This window comes from Streptomyces sp. NPDC002884 (assembly GCF_040295245.1).
In the GTDB taxonomy this organism is placed as follows: domain Bacteria; phylum Actinomycetota; class Actinomycetes; order Streptomycetales; family Streptomycetaceae; genus Streptomyces.
Map to the genome: position 1 here is coordinate 91,101 of NZ_JBEOVB010000024.1, position 20,516 is coordinate 111,616.

Below are 20,516 nucleotides of genomic sequence, written 5' to 3' on the forward strand. Positions count from 1 at the left end.
CGGCGCTGACAATCCGGTCAGCGGCGGGAAGGAGCAGGGCTTCGCTCGGCCGTGCCGCGGCCCGTCCACCCCGGATGTCTGACGTGTTCCTGATCGGACTTATCCACAGGCTAAGCGGAACCTTGTGATCCGCGAGATCGTCGGCGCATGACGAATCACAGCGAAACCACTGGATCCTCCGAAAACGGCGACATCGCCGGACGGGACGGACGTGAGCACCCGGCCTATGTCAGCCACACGATGTACGACGGAGATGTCGGGTACGGCGCACGCCCCGCCGACCACCAGGTCACCCTGCGGACTCCGGGGGAACTGGCCGACGCCCTGCCCTATCTGCTCGGGTACCGGCCGGAGGACAGCATCGTCCTGGTCGCCCTGCACGACCGCGGCGGGCGAGGCCGGTTCGGCGGCCGGGCCCGGCTCGGCATTCCCGCGAACCCGGACGACTGGGAAGCGGTCGCCCAGCAACTGGCGCAAGGGCTCGTGAAGGGCAGCGAGCGCCGTGGCACCCGTCCCGCGACCATGGTCGCCTACCTCTGCCAGGAACCGGGGAAGGGGGAGACGGGCCGTCAGGTCATGGAGCGGCTCCAGCCACTGGCCCACCGACTACGTCTCGAATGTGGCCGCCTCGATGTTCCCGTGATCGAGGCGCTCTGCATCTCCGACGGCCGTTTCTGGTCGTACTGCTGCGGGGGCAAGGGCTGCTGCCCGGTCGAAGGGGCGGCGATGGGGTTGCCCGGCACCTCCGTCCTGGCCGCGGCCGCGACCTACGCGGGGATCCAGGTCAGGGGGACCCTGCGCGAGTTGCGCGCTCGACTGCTGCCCCTGGAGACCGGCGCCGCGCTGGAGCAGGAGGTCGCCCTGGACACCGCCGGAATGGCGCTCGTCCCGAGGATCCTCGACGAGGCGAGTCGCGCGGCGGTGGGCGAGGAGACGCTCGAACTGGCGGGACGGCTTGTGCGCCGCCTCGCCGAGACGCCCGTCGTGCCGGGTGCTCTCGTCGCGGACCGCCGAGACGACGAACTGCTCGGATTCGACGAAGCCGCGGCTTTGATTCTCGGCCTTCAGGACCGCGTGACGCGTGACCGGGCGGCGGCGTGGATGGAGGGCGACGAAGCGGCCCCCGCGCTGCGCCTGTGGCGGGCGCTGTCGCGGCGCTGTGTCGGGCCCTACGGCGAACACGCGGCGGCGCCCCTCACCCTCGCCGGCTGGGTCGCCTGGTCCAGCGGCGATGAACTGGAGGCGAGGGAGGCCCTCGCCATGGCCCTGGGGGCGGACCCGGAGTATCTGTTCGCCCGTCTCCTGCACCAGGCCTGCAACGAAGGCCTCGACCCCGAGTCGGTACGACGCTGCCTGCGCAACGAGCGCGAGGGACGCGGACTGCCCACGGCAGCGGAGACGCCTGGCGAGGCGGCCGCCACCGGAGACTCCGAGGACTCCGAGGACTCCGAGGGCCCACAGGACACCGACGGGACGGGGTTCCGCGCAGGCGGGTGCGGAACCGAGGAGGGAGACGCGTCCGCCGACCTCCGGTATGCGGGGGCGGCGAACCACCCCGGCGGGGGAGGCTGCTCCGATCGGCGCTGCTGCTCCGGCGAAGGAAGCCCCTCCGGCGAAGGAAGCTGCTGCGGCGAACCGAACGACATGGCCGGCGCCGGCGAAACCGCACACGAGGACCGACCCGGAGAAGGGAAGGGCACCTCCGGCTCCGTCCCGCACACTGAGGCCCTCTGCGCATCGGAACCGGTGCCGACATCCGCCCTCACGCCTGCTCGCAGGCGTCGCCGCGTCCGCCCGGCCGGTGCCGGCGCGGGTCGCGCACAGGCTGTGGCAGGAGCGGAGGAAGGCCAGGAACCGGAACGCCGCGCACGGGGAACGAACGAGCTCCGTGCCAAGCCGCCGAGGTCGCACAGCACGCACCCTGCCGCGCCGAGCCGGAAAGGATCCCGCACTCGCCCGGTGGGGAAGGCCCCCACGCGGCGCCGCGACGACTCCTCGGAAGGCCTGAGGCCGGACAGCGACGACACCCTGGGACAGGGGTGACGCCAGCCCGGCCTTCGTGGTGAAGGACGGCGTCCCGCGTGGGCATTCGCCGGTGACCAAAGCCGGTTCGGCAGCCTGTCGTGCCGCCCGGTGAACGCCCTGGCCGCGCATGCGTCCCGGTCGGCCCAGCGTGCTCCGAAGCCGGCCCGGTCTGTCCGTATCCGGCCGCCATTCGGTGGGCCCTGTGGCCACGGGGCGTGACCTGGGGGAGTCCCGTCCCGTTCACCTGAGTGGCGGAACGCCTGCACGGGTCGTGCCGCCGCAGCGCACCGCCCTGCCGGAGCCGCCCACCCGGCCTCGACCATGCCCGAGGCGCACAGAGAGCAGAAGAAGTCACCGCATGCATCAGCCGACTCCGCCCTCAGCCGCCGACGAACGCTCCGGCCACGAGACCCCTATGCCGCCCCCTGGCGCGGGGAACGACCCACCACGCGCGGACGGGCCCGGCCCGCAACGGACCGGATTTCCGGGCGGGGGCCGGCGCACCTCACCACCCTCCCCGCTCATCGGGCCGGAAGGGGGCCCACGCCTGTCCACCGGTCCGGGCATCCGAGGCATGTCCGCCTCCCCGGCGGCCGGCACCGGGCGTCGTCAGCCGCCACCCCCGTCCAGAGGCGCCGGGGCACAGCCCGGGACGCCGACCCGGCCTCGCTCCGTCGGCCTGCCCCCCGCCCATACGGCGATGATCTGCGTCGCCCTGCCGGGCCTCGCCATCTCGACGGACCAGGGGCAGCTGACGGGAGATGGGCTGGAGGGGTTCTACCGGGCGGGCCGGCGCATCCTGTCCCGTTGCCAGGTGCGGGTGGCGGGACGCGAACCGTTGGCGGTCCAGGCCCGGATGACCGCGGCCGACCGGGCCCGTTTCGTCGGCACGCTCCGTGTCACACCGCACGGCGGCCCGGACCCGGACGTCGTCGTCGAGCGGACCCGCTCCGCGGACGGTACGGAAGTGATCATGCTGCACAGCGCCGTCGCCCGGCCGCTGCGCCTCCCGGTCGAGGTGGCACTCGGCGCCGATCTGGCCGATCTGGGCGCGATCGCGTCCGGCAGCGTGGGGCCCGAACTGGCCGCCAGTGTCCACGATTCCGGCCTCCGGTGGTCCTGCGCCGCCGGGGCCTCGTTCGTCACGGCCGACCCGCCCCCGGCCGACGCGCTCGCCTCCGCGGGTCTGCTGCGCTGGGACTTCGACCTGCCTCCCGGCGGCACCGTCCGTGTGGAGTTGAGGGTCCGCCTGGACGGTGCGGGACCGGTCCGAGCCGTGGGGCGGGCGGCCACGAGCCCGTTGGCCCCGGCAGAGGCGACCGGTGACGATCCGCGCCTTCCGGCGCTCCTGGCGACGAGCGTCGCGGATCTGCAGGCCCTGCTGGTGCGAGACCCCGCACACCCCGCCGACACCCACCTCGCGGCAGGGGCGCCGTGGCGCTGCGGTCTGGCACCGGCCGACGCGCTAGCCGCGGCCCGCATGACCCTGCCTCTCGGCACCCGCCTGGCCGCGGGCACGCTGCGCACCCTGGCCCGTACACAGATCACGGCTCCGGGGCCACGGTGCGGCATGATCCCCGGCCCCCGGCGGGACGCGGGCGCGCACCTTCCGCCGGGCTGTACGGGCACCGAGGCCACCCTGCTCTTCCCGGTGCTCCTCGCGGAGGCCCGCCGATGGGGTCTGCCCGACCGTGACACGGAGGAACTGCTGCCGGCGGCCGAGCGCTGCCTGACCTGGCTGCGTGCGACGGTCGGCGAGGGGCCCTACCTCAGTGACCCCCAGCCCAGTGGTCCCGTCCGCTGCGAGACACAGGCCCACGCCCACCGGGCCGCACTGCTCGGCGCCGACCTGCTCGACGCCTGCGGCAGACAGGGTGGGGACGGGCTACGGGAGTGGGCCCGGAAACTGCGCGCCACCTTCCGGCGGGACTTCTGGATCGACGATCCCGGAGGCGGCCGACCCGCGACCGCCCGTACCCCGGACGGGCGACCGCTGCCCCACCTCTGCGCGACGGCCGTCCACCTCCTCGACACCGGCTTGCTGGGCGGCGGCGCCCACGCCTCCGGGCTGTTGGACCGGGTGCAGACCGAACAACTCGCCCGGCTGCTCGGCAGCCCTGTCATGGACTCGGGCTGGGGACTGCGTGGCCTCGGCGCGAAGGAGGTCGGCTACAACCCCTTCGGCCACCGCAGCGGTGCCGTCCGGGTCCACGAGACGGCCATCGCCGTGGCCGGCCTGGCCGCCGCGGGCTACGAGAAGGAGAGCGCCGCGCTTCTGCGAGGCCTGCTGACGGCGGCCGAGGCCTTCGGGCACCGGCTCCCGGAGATGTACGCGGGGGAGCAGCGCGGCGACGGGAGAGCCCCGCTTCCCCATCCGGCCGCCTGTCGTCCCGCGGCCACCGCGGCGGCGGCCGGTGTCCTGCTGCTGACCACCCTGACCGGCGTCCGGCCCGACGCTCCGGCCGGAACCGTCACCCTGCGTCCCCTGCGAGGCGCGCCCCTGGGAGAGATCGGCCTGACCGGACTGCGGGTCGCCGGAGCCCCCTTCTCCGTACGGGTCAGTCGGCTCGGTCTCGCCATGGTGGAGGAGGCGGCCGACGGACTGCAATTGGGAGTGTGACCTCGTACGACGCGGCTCCGGACGTCGGGCGGGGTGGGCGCCGACGGCCCCGCGGCACCGAAGTGGATCAGCCATCGAAGCGGCCGACGAAGGGAGTGTTTATCGTCAGGAAGACGACTATGATCGCGGCATGCCCTACGACCCGTCAGCCTTTCCGCCCTTCGCCGTCACCGTGGACCTGGTCGTGCTGACCGTGCGCCGCCATGCCCTGTGCGCGCTGGCGGTGCGCAGGGGTGAGGCGCCGTTCCAGGGGCGGTGGGCGCTCCCGGGCGGCTTCGTAAGGGCCGACGAGGACCTCACCCAGGCTGCGGCGCGCGAGCTGGCGGAGGAGACCGGGCTTCGTGCCCACGACCCCTCGGCCCCGGCCCATGACAACGGCGCCCACCTGGAACAGCTCGCCACGTACGGCGATCCCAAGCGCGACCCGAGGATGCGGGTCGTCAGCGTCGCGCACCTGGCGCTCGCCCCGGATCTGCCCGCGCCGCGAGCGGGCGGAGACGCCAGCAACGCGCGCTGGGCGCCGGTCGAGGAGCTGCTTCAGCACGGCGGTTACGGCCGTGACGGGGAGCCGGTCGCACCGCTCGCCTTCGACCACGCCCAGATCCTCGCCGACGGGGTGGAGCGGGCCCGTTCCAAGATCGAGTACTCGTCCCTGGCGACCGCGTTCTGCCCCACCGAGTTCACGGTGGGCGAGCTCCGCCGGGTCTACGAGGCGGTGTGGGGCGTGGCGCTCGACCCGCGGAACTTCCATCGCAAGGTGACGGGCACGCCCGGCTTCCTGGTGCCCACCGGTGGCACCACCACTCGGCAGGGCGGCCGCCCCGCCCAGCTCTTCCGGGCGGGCGGCGCGACCTTGCTCAACCCGCCGATGCTGCGGCCCGAGGTGTGACCCACGCCGGCCGGGCCCACCGACAGGTGGAGAGGGATCTCGCACCGGCCGGTCGAGGCTGCGTGACCGGCCGCACGGCCTCACCGTGCGGTGAACGGGAAAAAGGGATATAACGCGCTATCTTGCTACGGGTGATCCAGGCCTTCGGACTGACCAGCAACTCCCGCAAGGCGCTTCCGCCCGCCGTCGACGATGTCTCCTTCGAGGCGCGCGCGGGCCGCGTCACCGTGCTGCTCGGAGCGCCGGGCGCGGGCAAGACCACGGCGCTGAGACTCATGCTCGAACTCGAACAGGGCCGCGGCCTCGCCCACTTCCGAGGCCGTCCGCTGCACCGCATCGCCCACCCCTCGCGTGAGGTCGGCGTCCTCCTCGGCGATGTGCCGGGGCACCCCGCCCGCACGGTCCGGGGCCACCTGCGCATGCTGTGCGCGGCCGCCGGGGTGCCGGCTCGGCGGGCCGACGAGGTGCTCGAGGTGGTCGGCCTGGTCAGCCTGCGCGACGAACGCCTCGGCACCCTGTCCCGCGGCGTGGACCGGCGGCTGGGCCTTGCCTGCGCTCTGCTCGCGGACCCGCACACCCTCGTCCTCGACGAGCCGACCGACGGGCTCTCCGGGCGCGAGAACCGTTGGCTGCACGGCATGCTGCGTGCCCACGCGGACCAGGGCGGCACCGTCCTGACGACCACGACCGACCCCAAGGAGGCGGCTCGCACCGCCGACCGGGTCGTCACCCTGGACCGGGGCGCACTGGTCGCCGACCAGGAGGCGGCCGACTTCGCCCGCACCCGGCTGCGCCCCCGGGTGGCCGTCCGCAGCCCACACGCCGTCCGCCTGGCCGCCCTGCTCGCCAGGGAGGCACGAGCAGCACAACGCTCCGTCGAGGTGGTGCAGGAGGACGGCAACCGGCTCTCCGTGTACGGCAGTACCTGCGCCCATGTCGGCGAGACGGCGTTCCGGCACAACATCCTGATCCACCAACTCGCCGACGAGACGGGCGACATGGGGCCGGGAGCGGGAGTGGAGGCCCCGCGGCGTACGCACTCCGAGGCGGGGCCGGACCCTTCGGGAGAAGCGGGTCGGGACTCCTGGGACGGGGAACCGGCCGCCATCGCCGCCTCCGAGCCGGACACGGAACGCGAGAAGGCCCCCGAAGACGCACGTGTGGCGAGCGAGTCCCGGCACGCCGGCGCCGCCGACGCGCCGAAAAGCCCCGACGGTGAACCGCCGCTGTCTCCGGCGCCGTACCGGCCGGTCGACGCCGTGCCTCGCGACGTCATCCCGGCTTCCGGCGGCGACTCCCCGCCCGGTGCCGTCACCACGGCTGTCGTGGGTCGGGCTGCAGACACCCCGGACGCGCCGGCGTCCCCGACCGCCCCGGCCGGCCGCCCCGCCGGCAGGCCGGGCGCCTCCGCGGGCACGATCGTGAAGGAACTCCGGCAGCCCGAAGAAACCGACGCCGCCGTCGGCGGTATCTCGGGTGCACACTCCGCCGCCTCCGGTGCCCCGGCCGCGTCTGTCATGTCCTCGGCCCCGCGCTCCACCCGCCCCTTCGTGTCCCGTGGTGCCGACACCCTGCCCGCCCTGCCACCTCCCATCTCCGTCCGCTCGGCCCCCAGCCCCTTGCGCCCGCTCCGCTACGAACTCCGTCGCGCCACCGGGATCGGCACCGGATTCACCACCTGCGCCCTGGTCCTGGTCGTCTCCGTGGTCACCGCCGTACTCCTGGCCCGCGCGGGCCACACCGCGCCGACACGGCTGCTGGCCGCGTGGCCCACGGAGCTGCCGCTGCCGCCCGCGGCGCTCGGCGCGGGACTGCTCGGCGCGCTGGCCTTCGGAGACGAATTCCGCCACCCCGCCCTGGCCGTGGATCGCGGTACCGTGCCCCGAAGACTGGGTGTGCTCACCGCCAAGCTCCTCGTCGCCGCTCTCACCGCGCTGATGCTGGCCTTTCTCACGGTGGGCTGCGACGCCGAAGCGCTCTATCTCGTCTACGGACGGGAGGTCGCACAGGTTCCCGCGGGCTGGCTTTCGCTGAGTGCGAGTTGGATCGGTCTCGTGGTCGGCTGCGCCTGGACCGGTGTGCTGGCGGCCGGCGTCTTCCGGTCCACCACGGCCGGGCTGGCGGCGGTGGTCGCCATGCCCGTCGTCGTCCTGCCCGTCGTACAGAAGGCCGTGGAGAGCGCGTCCGTGCGGACGGCGGCCGGATTCTCGCTGCGGTTGCGCGAGCTGCTCCTGGTGCAGTGGCCCTTCGGCGGCGAGCGCTATCTGGCCGCCGTTGCGCGCCTGATCGCCCAACCGGTCGGCGGAGCAATGACGTTGTCGCTGACGGCCCTGCTGTGCGCGTACCTGGTCACGACCCTGCGCAGCAGAGCCCGATGACCACGGTCCGGGCCGATCCGGTCCCGGCGTGTGCGCAACTCCCCGGAGAAAGCCCATTTCTTTCCGATAAGGCGTCAATTGCGACGGGGTGAGCGATCACCCTTTCGTGTGCTTTTCACCAAAGACCTCAAGGGAGTTGGGAGCAGCGCCGACAAAGGATCCGTGAGTACCCTTGCGCACACCATGATGACCGCCGCCCGCTCCGCCGACTCCGGTCTGGCCGGACCGGGCGAACTCGACCGCTACCCCTTCGCCGAGGCTCCTGTGACTGAACGTGTCGGAGCCCCCGTGTGGGAGTCCGCGGAACCCGAGCTGGGCCGCGTGGGCCGGCGTACCGCGGGCAGCCGCGGACGCGGGCTGCACGGCCAACTCGTCCAGCAGCTCGGTCAGATGATCGTCTCGGGCGACCTGGGCGCCGACCGACCGCTGGTGCCGGAGGAGATCGGTCAGCGGTTCGAGGTGTCCCGCACCGTCGTCCGCGAGTCGCTGCGCGTCCTCGAGGCCAAGGGCCTGGTCAGTGCCCGGCCGAACGTCGGCACGCGCGTGCGTCCCGTGAGCGACTGGAACCTTCTCGACCCGGACATCATCGAGTGGCGGGCGTTCGGCCCTCAGCGCGACAACCAACGGCGCGAGCTGAGCGAGCTGCGCTGGACGATCGAGCCGCTTGCCGCCCGCCTCGCCGCGGGGCACGGGCGCGCCGACATCCAGCAGCGGCTGTCCGACATGGTCGAGATCATGGCGCACGCCATGGCGCAGGGCGACGCGCTCACCTACTCCCGGGCCGACGCCGAGTTCCACTCGCTGCTCATCCAGGTCGCGGGCAACCGCATGCTGGAGCACCTTTCCGGGATCGTGTCGTCCGCCCTCCAGGTCTCCGGCGGCCCGGTCACGGGCTGTGACCGGCCGAACGACGCGTCGCTGGGGCACCACGGCCGGATCGCCGACGCCCTCGCGGCGGGCGACGGCGCCGCGGCCGAGACGGCCATGCGCCAGCTGCTCACCGTCCACCCCGAGGTGGAGCGCGTCGTGCCGGCACCGCGCGAACACTGACCGCGCCGCGCGGGGGAGCGGTCGGAGGGCGTCCTCGCCCTCCCGCGTCCTCCTCGGCCGCTGCACCCGCTCTCCCGTCGGACCCCGCAGGACCCGTCACGGGTGCTGCGGGGTCCGACGGTCGACGTGGCGGAACCGGTCCCGGCGGCACCGGTAGGCTTCACGGGTGACCTCGTCTGCCCGCGTCTGACCTTTTTTGAACGCTTACGGGGTGTGACTCGGGCCACGAAGATTGGGCGTAACGCTTGTGGAAACAACGCGATGACCTAAGAGGTGACTGCCGCGGAGGGAATACGGACGCCGTTCAAGGCGCTGTTAATCCTCCCGGCCCCCGCCCGCGCCGTCGGCCCACCCCCAGGCCGGTGGTCGGCTCCTGTCCGTCACGGACGGGGCCGGAAGCCGTTTTCCAACGTTCCGAGAGGTTGTTCGTGTCGGCCAGCACATCCCGTACGCTCCCGCCGGAGATCGCCGAGTCCGTCTCTGTCATGGCGCTCATTGAGCGGGGAAAGGCTGAGGGGCAGATCGCCGGCGACGATGTGCGTCGGGCCTTCGAAGCTGACCAGATTCCGGCCACTCAGTGGAAGAACGTACTGCGCAGCCTCAACCAGATCCTCGAGGAAGAGGGTGTGACGCTGATGGTCAGTGCCGCGGAGCCCAAGCGCACCCGAAAGAGCGTCGCAGCGAAGAGCCCGGCCAAGCGCACCGCCACCAAGACGGTCGCGGCGAAGGCGGTGACCACGAGGAAGGCCACTGCCACGGCCGCCCCGGCCACCCCTGCCGCTCCCGCTGTGGACGATTCCGCAGACGAAGCCGCCCCCGCCAAGAAGGCGGCTGCCAAGAAGACGACCGCCAAGAAGACGGTCGCGAAGAAGACCGTCGCCAAGAAGACGGCGGCCAAGAAGACCACCGGCAAGGACGACGCCGAGGTCGCCGAGGACGAGGTCCTCGAGGACGCCAAGCCGGGCGAAGAGGAAGAGGAGGGGGCCGAGAACAAGGGCTTCGTCCTCTCCGACGACGACGAGGACGACGCGCCGGCCCAGCAGGTCGCCGTGGCCGGTGCCACCGCCGACCCGGTGAAGGACTACCTCAAGCAGATCGGCAAGGTCCCGCTGCTCAACGCCGAGCAGGAGGTCGAGCTCGCCAAGCGCATCGAGGCCGGTCTGTTCGCCGAGGACAAGCTGGCCAACGCCGACAAGCTCGCCCCGAAGCTCAAGCGCGAGCTGGAGATCATCGCCGAGGACGGCCGGCGAGCCAAGAACCACCTTCTGGAGGCCAACCTCCGTCTGGTGGTCTCCCTGGCCAAGCGTTACACCGGCCGCGGCATGCTCTTCCTGGACCTCATCCAGGAGGGCAACCTCGGTCTGATCCGCGCGGTCGAGAAGTTCGACTACACCAAGGGCTACAAGTTCTCCACGTACGCCACCTGGTGGATCCGTCAGGCGATCACCCGCGCGATGGCCGACCAGGCCCGCACCATCCGTATCCCGGTGCACATGGTCGAGGTCATCAACAAGCTCGCGCGCGTGCAGCGCCAGATGCTCCAGGACCTGGGCCGCGAGCCCACCCCGGAGGAGCTGGCCAAGGAACTCGACATGACCCCGGAGAAGGTCATCGAGGTCCAGAAGTACGGCCGTGAGCCCATCTCGCTGCACACCCCGCTGGGCGAGGACGGTGACAGCGAGTTCGGTGACCTCATCGAGGACTCCGAGGCCGTGGTCCCGGCCGACGCGGTCAGCTTCACTCTCCTCCAGGAGCAGCTGCACTCGGTCCTCGACACCCTGTCCGAGCGCGAGGCGGGCGTCGTCTCCATGCGGTTCGGTCTCACCGACGGTCAGCCGAAGACCCTCGACGAGATCGGCAAGGTGTACGGCGTGACGCGCGAGCGCATCCGTCAGATCGAGTCCAAGACCATGTCCAAGCTGCGCCACCCGTCCCGTTCGCAGGTGCTGCGCGACTACCTCGACTAGGTCGTAGCCGTACGAAGCCGAAGGCCCGGTCTCCCGTGAGGGAGCCGGGCCTTCGGCTTCGGCGCGGGTGCGGGGTGCCGCGCGTTGGATCACTCTGGGTGTCCATCGGTCACTCCAGAGTGAGGAGCGCGCATGCGTCGTCCCCTTGTCCGGGCCTTGGCCCGGCCGTTGATCCTGGCGGCCGCGGCGGTGGCCATACCCTTGGGCTCCGCCGCCCCTGCGGCCTCCGACGGTGTCGTCGTGGGCGGCTTCCCGGTCGATGTCTCCCAGAGCCCGTGGACGGTCGCGCTGTCCAGTCGTGACCGGTTCGGAGGTACGCGCTCCGGACAGTTCTGCGGAGGGGTGGCGGTCGGCCCGTCCACCGTGCTCACTGCGGCCCACTGCATGGGCGAGGACGTCCTGGGAGCGCCGCCCGTGCAGCTGGCCGACCTGAAGGTCGTCGCGGGCCGTACGGACCTGTACAGCGACACCGGGCAGGAGGTCTCCGTGCGCAGTGTGTGGGTGAATCCCGCCTACGACAGTTCCAGCAATGCCGGGGACTTCGCCGTGCTCACCCTCGCCGAGCCACTTCCCGCGGGTGCGGTCATCGGCATGGCCGGCGAGGGCGACCCGGCGTACACGGCAGGCACCGAAGCCGTCGTCTACGGCTGGGGTGACGCCACCGGGTTCGGTGCGTACGCCCGCACCCTGAGAGCGGCCCGGGTCCATGTGCTGGCCGACGCGCAGTGCGAGCAGGCCTATCCCGGCACCTCCGACGGCACCTACGACGCGCGGAGCATGGTGTGCGCCGGGGAGGCGCGGGGCGGTCGCGATGCCTGCCAGGGGGACAGCGGCGGGCCGCTGGTCGCACAGGGCCGGCTCATCGGGCTCGTGTCGTGGGGCAGCGGCTGTGGGCGGCCGGGGAGTCCTGGCGTCTACACGCGCGTGTCGGACGCCGTACGGGCGCTGGGCTGGGCCCGGGGCTCGCAGGGCTCTGCGAAAGCCCTCTGAGGGCGGCTGAGCGAGTCCTGCCACGCCGTGACAGGACTTCCTGCCACGCGAGCGGGCGGCCGCCCCTGGGAGTAGGGACGGCCGCCCGTATACCGGCCTGTGCCGGTTCTGGCTCGTCGTGGACGCGCAGATCAGCGCTCTTCTTCCGAACTGGAGGCCGGAACGGTCGTCAGCCGCTCTGTCTCGTCCTGTATCTCAGCGGCGATCTTCTTGAGTTCCGGCTCGAACTTGCGGCCGTGGTGGGCGCAGAAGAGCAGTTCTCCGCCGCTGAGCAGCACGACGCGTACGTACGCCTGGGCGCCGCAGCGGTCGCAGCGGTCAGCGGCCGTCAGCGGGCTCGCGGGGGTCAGAACAGTAGTCACGTCGCCTCTTCTCTAGCTCGACGAGCTGTCGTACCAGGGTCAACATCCAACCAGCCCCAAAACGTTCCCGCTCGTGGCTTGTCCTCGAAAAAATCTTTCCGAGGTGGCCGTCTGCTGCCGGTTTGGCGGCGAATGTGCCGTATTGCGTGGTCTGTGGTGCTTACGGTTTCGCTCTGTCGGTCATGGTTCGGTCCTCCCGGCCGGCTTGCCGGTTTGTTCATGAGGACGTGCCCGGAGCCTAAATGGTTCATGCCCCGAAGGGAACGTGATATGTACTTCACTCCATCGAGGGATCGAACACGCATGCGACGCTGGACTAGTCTGAGTTTCGGACGAGGGTGGCGTTACAACGGCTCTACCAGGCCTCGGTACCCTCTTGGCGGCTACCCAAGCCGCGCCCTTACCCAGAAGGGCCCCAAGTGAAATTCAGCGAGGAGCGAACCGCGTGACCGCCGAAACGTCCGTGCCGTCCACAGCGCTGCTGGCAGGAGCAGACCGGGACGGTTCCAACTACACCGCGCGGCACCTCCTCGTCCTCGAGGGGCTCGAGGCCGTGCGGAAGCGCCCGGGTATGTACATCGGCTCGACGGACAGTCGTGGTCTGATGCACTGCCTGTGGGAAATCATCGACAACTCCGTCGACGAGGCCCTGGGCGACTATTGCGACCACATCGAAGTGATCCTCCACGACGACGCCTCGGTCGAGGTCCGTGACAACGGCCGAGGCATCCCCGTCGACGTCGAGCCCAAAACGGGTCTGTCCGGCGTCGAGGTCGTCATGACCAAGCTGCATGCCGGCGGCAAGTTCGGCGGCGGCTCCTACGCCGCCTCCGGGGGTCTGCACGGCGTCGGCGCCTCCGTGGTCAACGCCTTGTCCGCCCGCCTCGACGTCGAGGTGGACCGAGGCGGCCACACGCACGCGATCAGCTTCCGGCGCGGAGTTCCGGGCGCCTTCGCCGCGGACGGCCCCGACTCCAAGTTCGAGACGGGCGGCCTGCGGAAGATCAAGCGGGTCGCCAAGAACCGGACCGGCACGCGGGTGCGTTACTGGGCCGACCGCCAGATCTTCCTCAAGGACGCCAAGCTCTCCCTGGAGCACCTCCACCAGCGCGCCCGCCAGACCGCGTTCCTGGTGCCCGGCCTGACCATCGTCGTCCGCGACGAGTACGGCCTCGGCGAGGGCGGGAGCAAGGGCGAGGAGTCCTTCCGCTTCGACGGTGGCATCAGCGAGTTCTGCGAGTACCTGGCCAACGACAAGCCCGTCTGTGACGTCCTCCGTTTCACCGGGCAGGGCACCTTCAAGGAGACCGTCCCGGTCCTGGACGAGCACGGGCAGATGACCCCTACGGAGGTCACCCGTGAGCTCGGCGTCGACGTGGCGCTGCGCTGGGGCACCGGCTACGACGCGAACGTCAAATCGTTCGTCAACATCATCGCGACGCCCAAGGGCGGCACGCACGTCGCCGGCTTCGAGCAGGCGGTCGCCAAGACGATGAACGAGGTGCTGCGCGCCAAGAAGATGCTGCGCGTCGCCGAGGACGACATCGTGAAGGACGACGCTCTTGAGGGCCTGACCGCCGTCGTCACGGTGCGTCTCGCCGAACCCCAGTTCGAGGGCCAGACGAAGGAGATCCTCGGCACCTCGGCGGCCCGGCGCATCGTGAACACCGTGATCTCCAGGGAGCTCAAGGCGTTCCTGACCTCCGCCAAGCGCGATGCGGCGGCTCAGGCGCGAGTCGTCATGGAGAAGGCGGTCGCTGCCGCGCGGACGCGTATCGCAGCCCGGCAGCACAAGGACGCGCAGCGCCGCAAGACGGCTCTGGAGTCCTCGTCCCTGCCCGCCAAGCTCGCCGACTGCCGCAGTGACGACGTCGAGCGCAGTGAGCTGTTCATCGTCGAGGGGGACTCCGCGCTCGGCACGGCCAAGCTCGCCCGGAACTCCGAGTTCCAGGCGCTGCTGCCCATCCGGGGCAAGATCCTCAACGTCCAGAAGTCGTCCGTCACCGACATGCTCAAGAACGCCGAGTGCGGCGCGATCATCCAGGTCATAGGGGCGGGCTCCGGGCGCACTTTCGACATCGACGCGGCCCGTTACGGCAAGATCATCATGATGACCGACGCCGATGTGGACGGCTCCCACATCCGGACGTTGCTCCTGACGCTGTTCCACCGCTACATGCGGCCCATGGTCGAGGCCGGGCGGGTGTTCGCCGCGGTCCCGCCCCTGCACCGCATCGAGCTCGTCCAGCCCAAGAAGGGCCAGGACAAGTACGTGTACACGTACTCGGACCGTGAGCTGCGCGACAAGCTGATGGAGTTCCAGAGCAAGAGCGTCCGGTACAAGGACTCCATCCAGCGTTACAAGGGTCTCGGCGAGATGGACGCCGACCAGCTGGCGGAGACGACGATGGACCCGCGCCACCGCACTCTGCGTCGCATCAACCTCTCCGACCTGGAGGCGGCCGAGCAGGTGTTCGATCTGCTCATGGGCAATGACGTGGCGCCGCGCAAGGAGTTCATCTCCAGCTCGGCGGCGACGCTGGACCGGTCCCGTATCGACGCGTAGCCGCTGCGTCCGGTCCGGCCGGGCTTCGCGGCTCCGGCCCGCTCTTGTGCAGGTCGGGCGGATCTCATGCAGGTCCGGCTTGGGTTCTCCACCCGCGGGTGGAGAACCCAAGCCTCCCGAGATCCACCCATGATCCACCCCTGGTCCGATCTGCGGACCTGCGCGTTTCCGTAGCGTCGAAGGCGTCGGCAGCGCTCGCCGCCGGCCTTCCCTTCCCGCTCACGGAGGCTGTGATGTCCGGGCTCGTCAACGCACTGGTGATCGCGGCGGTGGCCGCACTCGTGATCGTGCGGCAGTTTCGCGCAAGCCGCATCGACACGGACCGGCGATGGTGGCTCCTGCCGGGAATCCTGGCCGTCATAGCGCTGCGCGAACCCGACCTCCTCGACACCCGTCACCACGCGGAGTCGGCCTTGGTGCTCGGCGCCGAACTGCTCGTCGCCCTGGCCATGGGAGCCGCCTGGGCCTGGACCACCCGCATCTGGGTGGAGCCGGACGGCGCCGTGTGGAGCAAGAGCACCAGAGCGAGCGTGGTCGTCTGGGGAGCCGGCATCGGTCTGCGGGTGGGCCTCTTCGGGGTTGGCGCACTGCTGGGCGTCCACCAGGACAGTGCGGCCCTGATGCTGGGACTCGCGGCCACCCTGCTGGTCCGCTCCGGGATCCTGATCTGGCGCGTCCAGTCTCTGAACCAGACTCCCGCGCACGCCACGGCGTACGGTGACCACGTGCCCCGGTCCCCGTGGAAGGAGCGCGTGTGACGGACAACGTCTGGACACGCTGGCCGTCACGGGAGGCGCTGGGCCCCAGAGGGATCTCGCGCCCCAGGCGGCTGCTGGCCTGGGCCGTAAGGCTGCTGGTCCTGGGCGCGCTCCTGTGGAGCGCCTTCCACGACAGTCGCGTCCAGGGGTGGGTCGCGGTCGGTGGGGCAGGCGGCGTTCTGGTGGCAGGAGGCCTGGCCTGGGCCCTGTTCCGGACGACGCTCGAACACCGGCTGTGGCCGTCGCTGGCCCTTCTCCTCATGCTGCTGGTGCTTGCGGCCGGGGCCGAGGCCGCGGACTTCCGTTCCCCAGCCGCGGTCCTGTGGTGCGGGTGCGCCATCGTGGCGCTGGAGCGACTGCCACTGGGCGCGGCGCTGCCGACTGCCTCGGTCGGGTTCGCCGCTTTCGCCGTGGTCAACAACGACTCGGGGGTGACCACGGCCGCCGCCATCGGGGGCATGGCCCTCGCCGGATACGCGCTGCGTCTGGACGCCGAAGCCAGAGGCACCGCACTGCGACTGCTCACCCAGGAGCGGGCCGCGCGTGCGGCCGAGGCCGAGTCGGCCGCACTCGCGGAGCGGGCCCGTATCGCCCGGGAGATCCATGACGTCCTGGCCCACAGTCTCTCGGCACAGCTCGTGCACCTGGAGGCGGCCCGGCTCCTGATCGAGCGGGGCGCGGACCGCGAGCAGATTCTCGACCGGGTGGTGGCGGCCCGAGGGATGGCGCGCGACGGTCTCGAGGAGACCAGGCAGTCGCTGTCCGCGCTGCGCGGTGAACTGACGCCGCTGGAGGACTTCCTGACCGATCTCGTCCGCATGTCCGACGGCGCCCGGGTCACGGTGGGGGGTGAACGCAGACCGCTGCCGGTCGAGGCGTCGCAGGCCGTGCGCAGAGTCGCGCAGGAGGCTTTGACGAACGCCCGCAAACACGCACCGGGAGCCAAGGTGCGTGTGCGGCTGGAGTACGGCCGGCATGAAGTGACCCTGGACGTGCGGGACTCGGGTGGTCCGCCGGGCGAACTCGCCGGAGCCGGTGGCGGGTACGGTCTGCTGGGTATGCGGGAGCGCGCCGAACTGCTGGGCGGGTCGCTCGCTGCCGGGCCGGACGAGGAAGGGTTCGTGGTGACGCTGAAGGTGCCGGTATGACGGAGGAGGCGGCGACGGAGCCCGCCAGGGTTGTGGTCGCGGACGATCAGACGGTCGTCCGGGAGGGCATCGTGATGCTGCTCGGACTCCTGCCGGGAGTCGAGGTCGTGGGCGCCGCCGGGGACGGGGAAGAGGCGGTGCGGCTCGTTGCCGAACTGGCTCCCGATGTGGTGCTGATGGACCTGCGGATGCCGCGCTGTGACGGAGTGGAGGCGACCCGGCGCATCCGGTCCGAGCATCCCGGGACACAGGTCGTGGTCCTCACGACCTACGCGGACGACGAGTCCCTGTTCCCCGCGCTGAAAGCGGGCGCACGGGGGTATCTCACCAAGGACGCGGGCGGGGACGAGATCGTACGGGCCGTGCACAGTGTGCTGTCCGGGGACGCGGGGCTGTCGCCGAGTGTCCAGCGGAGGTTGCTGGAGCGCCTGTCTGCGCCCGAACCGGAGCCGGCTGCGCCCGCCGTCGTCCCCGACGGGCTTACGACCCGGGAGGCGGAGGTACTGGTGCTGATCGCCGAGGGGCTCAGCAACCAGGAGATCGCGCGCAGGCTGAGCGTGTCCACCGCGACGGTGAAGACGCACATCAACAACATGTTCTCCAAGACGGGGCTCAAGGACCGGGCCCAGGCGGTGCGTTACGCGTACGCGAAGGGGCTGGTCCGGCCGCCTGCGGGGTGAACGGCGCGTCGGTCACCTGATGGGGTGAAGTGTTCGGGGAACAATAGTCGGGGATCTTCCCGTTCTGTCCATCCTTGGGCATGCAGTCAAGCAACGGTCGTGCCCGCGCCGACGGGGACGGTCCCGATAGCGGTGCCTCCACGCCACACGCGCACGAACATCATCAAGGCCAGGGCCAGGCGTACGCCGAGACGCCAGGGGACGTGCGCTACGAGGACCCGTGGTACGACGCGCTCGCCTCGGGCTGGGGCGAGTCGGCCATCATGAGCACCCCCGGGCCCGAGGTCCCCGCGGCACGTCGACGGGAGACCGGAAGCGGGGCAGCGGCTCAGATCTACCTCGAGGTGCAGCACAGTGCGGCCTTCCAGGAGGTACGCAGCCGGTACCGGCGGTTCGTGGTGCCCGCCGCAACAGGGTTCTTCGTCTGGTACGTGGCGTATGTGGTGACCGCCACGACCGCGCCCGGACTGATGGCACGGCCGGTGGTGGGCGCGGTGAACGTGGGACTGCTCGCCGGGCTGGGGCAGTTCCTCAGCACGTTCCTGCTCACCTGGGCCTACGCCCGGCACGCACGACTGCGCCGGGATCGTGCCGCGCTCGAACTGCGCTGGGACACACAAGAGTTGACCCGCGGAGCAAAGGGCGGTGCGTCGTGACCGGCAACCATCAGGCGCTGGCATTGCTGCTGTTCAGCGCCTTCGTCGCGGTCACGTTGGGGATCACGACCTGGGTGAGCCGCAACCGCCATGGTTCGGAGGAGGAGTTCTATGTCGGCGGGCGGCTGTTCTCCCCGATGGAGAATGGTTTTGCCATCGCGGGCGACTACATGTCGGCCGCATCCTTCCTGGGCGTCACCGGGCTCATCGCGCTGTTCGGGTACGACGGGCTGCTGTATGTGGTCGGGTTCCTCGTGGCCTGGCTGGTGGTGCTGTTCCTCGTCGCCGAACTGGTGCGCAACTGCGGGCGGTTCACCCTCGCCGATGTCGTCGCCGCGCGGATGAGCGAGCGGCCGGTGCGGATCGCGGCGGGAACCTCCTCGGTCACCGTGTCCGTTCTCTATCTGGTGGCCCAGATGGTGGGCGCCGGCAGCCTGGTCGCGCTGCTCCTCGGGAACACCGGCGAGGCGGCCCAGTCCTGGGCCGTCATCGGGGTCGGCGCGCTCATGGTGATCTATGTGTCGTTGGGAGGGATGCGGGCGACCACGTGGATCCAGATCGTCAAGGCGGTTCTGCTGCTGGCCGGCACCATCGCGCTGACCGTGCTCGTCCTGGTGCGCTTCCACGGTGACTTCGACCAGTTGCTGCGCACGGCGGCCGAGCGCAGTGGGCACGGTGACGCGTTCCTGGCGCCCGGGCTGAAGTACGGCGGGGACTGGACCTCGCGTTTCGACTTCATGAGTCTGGGGCTCGCGCTGGTGCTGGGTACGGCGGGGCTGCCGCACATCCTCTCCCGCTTCTACACCGTGCCGACCGCGCAGGCCGCGCGTCGGTCCGTCGTGTGGTCGATCGGGCTGATCGGCGGCTTCTACCTGATGACGATCGTCCTCGGCTTCGGTGCGGCCGCGATCGTCGGCCCGGAGGCGGTGCGCGGCTCGAACGCGGCCGGGAACACGGCGGTTCCGCTTCTGGCACTCGACCTGGGCGGCGGCGCCGACTCCACCGGCGGAGCGGTGCTGTTCGCGGTCGTGGGGGCCGTCGCCTTCGCCACCATCCTGGCGGTCGTCGCCGGGATCACGCTCGCCTCCTCGGCCTCGGTGGCGCACGACCTGTACGCCTCCTTGCGCCGTCGGCGGGCCAAGCCCCGCAGCGAGGTCGCGGTGGCGCGGGTCGCCGCCGTGGGGGTCGGCGTGGTCGCGATCGCCCTCGGCCTGCTGGCCCGCGATCTCAATGTCGCCTTCCTGGTCGGGCTCGCCTTCGCCGTCGCGGCGTCCGCGAATCTGCCGGTCCTGATGTATTCGCTGTTCTGGCGGGGCTTCACCACGCGGGGCGCCGTGTGGGCGGTGTACGGCGGGCTGGTCCCGGCCCTGGCGCTGGTCGTGCTGTCGCCGGTGGTGTCCGGCAGCCCCGAGTCGCTCTTCCCGAGCGTGGACTTCCAGTACTTCCCGCTCCAGAACCCCGGCCTGGTCTCGATTCCGCTGGGCTTCCTGGCGGGCTGGCTCGGCACGGTCACCTCGGCCGAGGTCGCGGACGAGGCCAGGCATGCGGAGACCGAGGTGCGGTCACTGACCGGGGCGGGTGCCGCGTAGCGGGCGACTCCTCATCGTCGTACCGCCGCATCGGGGTTCTCGCGCATCGGAGTCGGCGCAGCGGGGTCCCGGCGCACGGCTACGGCGCGACCCAGGCGTAGCGGTGTTCCGGGCGGCCCGTGTCGCCGTACTTGAGGGAGAGGTGCAGGCGTCCGGCCTGTTCCAGGTGGCGGAGGTAGCGCTGGGCGGTGGAGCGGCTCAGGCCGGTCTCGGCGGCGACCTCGTGGGCCGACAGAGGGTGGTTCGCGCGGTGCAGAACGTCGCAGATCAGATCCGTGGTCGGTTCCGAGTGGCCGCTCGGCAGGCCGGGGGACGACGGAGCCGGTCCGGTGCGCAGGGCGCCGAAGATCCGGTCGACCTGCTCCTGGCCGGCGATGCCCTGCCCACCGACCCGGTCCACCGTGCGGCGCAGGGCGGCGTACGAGTCGAGGCGGGTGCGCAGGGCGGCGAAGGTGAACGGTTTGACCAGGTAGTGCAGGGCGCCCAGGCGCATCGCGGTCTGGACCGTCGTGACGTCACCGGCCGCCGTGATCATGATGACGTCGGTGCGATGGCCCTGTTCCCGCATGCGGTGGATGAGCTGGAGGCCGGTCTGGTCGGGCAGGTAGTGGTCGAGCAGCACCAGGTCGATGGTTCCGCGCTCGATGGCTCCCAGCGCCTGGGCGGCACTGTGCGCGCGGGCGGCCACCCGGAAGCCGGGAACCTTCCCCACGTACTTGGCGTTGATCTCGGCGACACGGAAGTCGTCGTCCACCACCAGGACGTCAATCATCGGGCCTCTCTCCGTGAAGGCCAGGCGGGCGTTAAGCCCGTGTTTCGGCTTCGCTGTTCTAGCGGG

15 protein-coding genes are annotated in these 20,516 nt (G+C 71.2%); 13 read left to right on the forward strand and 2 right to left on the reverse strand.

Annotated elements, in window-relative coordinates; all coding sequences use genetic code 11:
- Positions 1 to 147: 147 nt before the first annotated feature.
- The 7 genes from ABT070_RS33415 (at position 148) to ABT070_RS33445 (ending at position 11,919) form a co-directional block, all read left to right on the forward strand.
- The gene (locus ABT070_RS33415; RefSeq protein ID WP_351766212.1) at positions 148 to 2,043 is read left to right on the forward strand and encodes a DUF4192 family protein; all 1,896 of its coding nucleotides are present in this window, start codon (positions 148 to 150) and stop codon (positions 2,041 to 2,043) included.
- A 682-nt stretch (positions 2,044 to 2,725) separates the two neighbouring features.
- Entirely contained in the window at positions 2,726 to 4,645 is a 1,920-nt protein-coding gene (locus ABT070_RS33420; protein WP_351766214.1) for a glycogen debranching N-terminal domain-containing protein, read from the forward strand.
- 130 nt (positions 4,646 to 4,775) lie between these two features.
- Positions 4,776 to 5,534: an NUDIX hydrolase gene (locus ABT070_RS33425; RefSeq protein ID WP_267021135.1), complete on the forward strand. Its 759-nt coding sequence runs from the start codon at positions 4,776 to 4,778 to the stop codon at positions 5,532 to 5,534.
- A gap of 131 nt (positions 5,535 to 5,665) precedes the next feature.
- Positions 5,666 to 7,912 (forward strand): ABC transporter ATP-binding protein, encoded by a 2,247-nt coding sequence (locus ABT070_RS33430; protein WP_351766217.1) that lies wholly within the window; start codon positions 5,666 to 5,668, stop codon positions 7,910 to 7,912.
- Positions 7,913 to 8,074: 162 nt separating this feature from the next.
- Entirely contained in the window at positions 8,075 to 8,962 is an 888-nt protein-coding gene (locus tag ABT070_RS33435; RefSeq protein WP_351766219.1) for a FadR/GntR family transcriptional regulator, read from the forward strand.
- Between the two features lie 428 nt (positions 8,963 to 9,390).
- Positions 9,391 to 10,929, forward strand: a complete 1,539-nt coding sequence (locus ABT070_RS33440; RefSeq protein ID WP_351766221.1) for an RNA polymerase sigma factor — start codon at positions 9,391 to 9,393, stop codon at positions 10,927 to 10,929.
- 132 nt (positions 10,930 to 11,061) lie between these two features.
- Entirely contained in the window at positions 11,062 to 11,919 is an 858-nt protein-coding gene (locus tag ABT070_RS33445) for a serine protease (RefSeq protein WP_351766223.1), read from the forward strand.
- 131 nt (positions 11,920 to 12,050) lie between these two features.
- Here the strand turns inward: ABT070_RS33445 and ABT070_RS33450 are convergent, their stop codons facing one another.
- Positions 12,051 to 12,281, reverse strand: coding sequence for a DUF7455 domain-containing protein (locus ABT070_RS33450; protein ID WP_328479314.1), 231 nt, complete (start codon positions 12,279 to 12,281; stop codon positions 12,051 to 12,053).
- 445 nt (positions 12,282 to 12,726) lie between these two features.
- Between ABT070_RS33450 and ABT070_RS33455 the strand changes: the two genes are divergently transcribed.
- The 6 genes from ABT070_RS33455 to ABT070_RS33480 all read left to right on the forward strand — a co-directional run bounded on the left by ABT070_RS33455 (position 12,727) and on the right by ABT070_RS33480 (position 19,678).
- Positions 12,727 to 14,847: a DNA gyrase/topoisomerase IV subunit B gene (locus tag ABT070_RS33455; protein ID WP_351766225.1), complete on the forward strand. Its 2,121-nt coding sequence runs from the start codon at positions 12,727 to 12,729 to the stop codon at positions 14,845 to 14,847.
- A gap of 233 nt (positions 14,848 to 15,080) precedes the next feature.
- Positions 15,081 to 15,605: a DUF1453 domain-containing protein gene (locus ABT070_RS33460; protein WP_351766227.1), complete on the forward strand. Its 525-nt coding sequence runs from the start codon at positions 15,081 to 15,083 to the stop codon at positions 15,603 to 15,605.
- Entirely contained in the window at positions 15,602 to 16,753 is a 1,152-nt protein-coding gene (locus ABT070_RS33465) for a sensor histidine kinase (RefSeq protein ID WP_351766229.1), read from the forward strand. Before ABT070_RS33460 ends, ABT070_RS33465 begins: the two co-directional genes overlap by 4 nt.
- On the forward strand, positions 16,750 to 17,433 hold the full coding sequence (locus ABT070_RS33470; protein ID WP_351766231.1) for a response regulator transcription factor: 684 nt from the start codon (positions 16,750 to 16,752) through the stop codon (positions 17,431 to 17,433). Before ABT070_RS33465 ends, ABT070_RS33470 begins: the two co-directional genes overlap by 4 nt.
- Before the next feature lie 80 nt (positions 17,434 to 17,513).
- Positions 17,514 to 18,089 carry a DUF485 domain-containing protein gene (locus tag ABT070_RS33475; RefSeq protein ID WP_351766234.1) on the forward strand — a complete coding sequence of 192 codons (576 nt, stop codon included), beginning with the start codon at positions 17,514 to 17,516 and terminating at the stop codon, positions 18,087 to 18,089.
- Positions 18,086 to 19,678: a monocarboxylic acid transporter gene (locus ABT070_RS33480; RefSeq protein WP_351766236.1), complete on the forward strand. Its 1,593-nt coding sequence runs from the start codon at positions 18,086 to 18,088 to the stop codon at positions 19,676 to 19,678. The genes ABT070_RS33475 and ABT070_RS33480 overlap by 4 nt, the downstream gene beginning before the upstream one ends.
- A gap of 79 nt (positions 19,679 to 19,757) precedes the next feature.
- Here ABT070_RS33480 and ABT070_RS33485 read toward each other — a convergent pair whose 3' ends face one another.
- Positions 19,758 to 20,450 carry a response regulator gene (locus ABT070_RS33485; protein WP_351766238.1) on the reverse strand — a complete coding sequence of 231 codons (693 nt, stop codon included), beginning with the start codon at positions 20,448 to 20,450 and terminating at the stop codon, positions 19,758 to 19,760.
- Positions 20,451 to 20,516: the final 66 nt, after the last annotated feature.

Bases quoted from the DNA above. Each gene is read 5' to 3' on its own strand.
- ABT070_RS33415 (WP_351766212.1), top strand. From the start codon at position 148: ATGACGAATCACAGCGAAACCACTGGATCCTCCGAAAACGGCGACATC.
- ABT070_RS33420 (WP_351766214.1), top strand. From the start codon at position 2,726: ATGATCTGCGTCGCCCTGCCGGGCCTCGCCATCTCGACGGACCAGGGG.
- ABT070_RS33425 (WP_267021135.1), top strand. From the start codon at position 4,776: ATGCCCTACGACCCGTCAGCCTTTCCGCCCTTCGCCGTCACCGTGGAC.
- ABT070_RS33445 (WP_351766223.1), top strand. From the start codon at position 11,062: ATGCGTCGTCCCCTTGTCCGGGCCTTGGCCCGGCCGTTGATCCTGGCG.
- ABT070_RS33460 (WP_351766227.1), top strand. From the start codon at position 15,081: ATGTCCGGGCTCGTCAACGCACTGGTGATCGCGGCGGTGGCCGCACTC.
- ABT070_RS33470 (WP_351766231.1), top strand. From the start codon at position 16,750: ATGACGGAGGAGGCGGCGACGGAGCCCGCCAGGGTTGTGGTCGCGGAC.
- ABT070_RS33475 (WP_351766234.1), top strand. From the start codon at position 17,514: ATGCAGTCAAGCAACGGTCGTGCCCGCGCCGACGGGGACGGTCCCGAT.
- ABT070_RS33485 (WP_351766238.1), bottom strand. From the start codon at position 20,450: ATGATTGACGTCCTGGTGGTGGACGACGACTTCCGTGTCGCCGAGATC.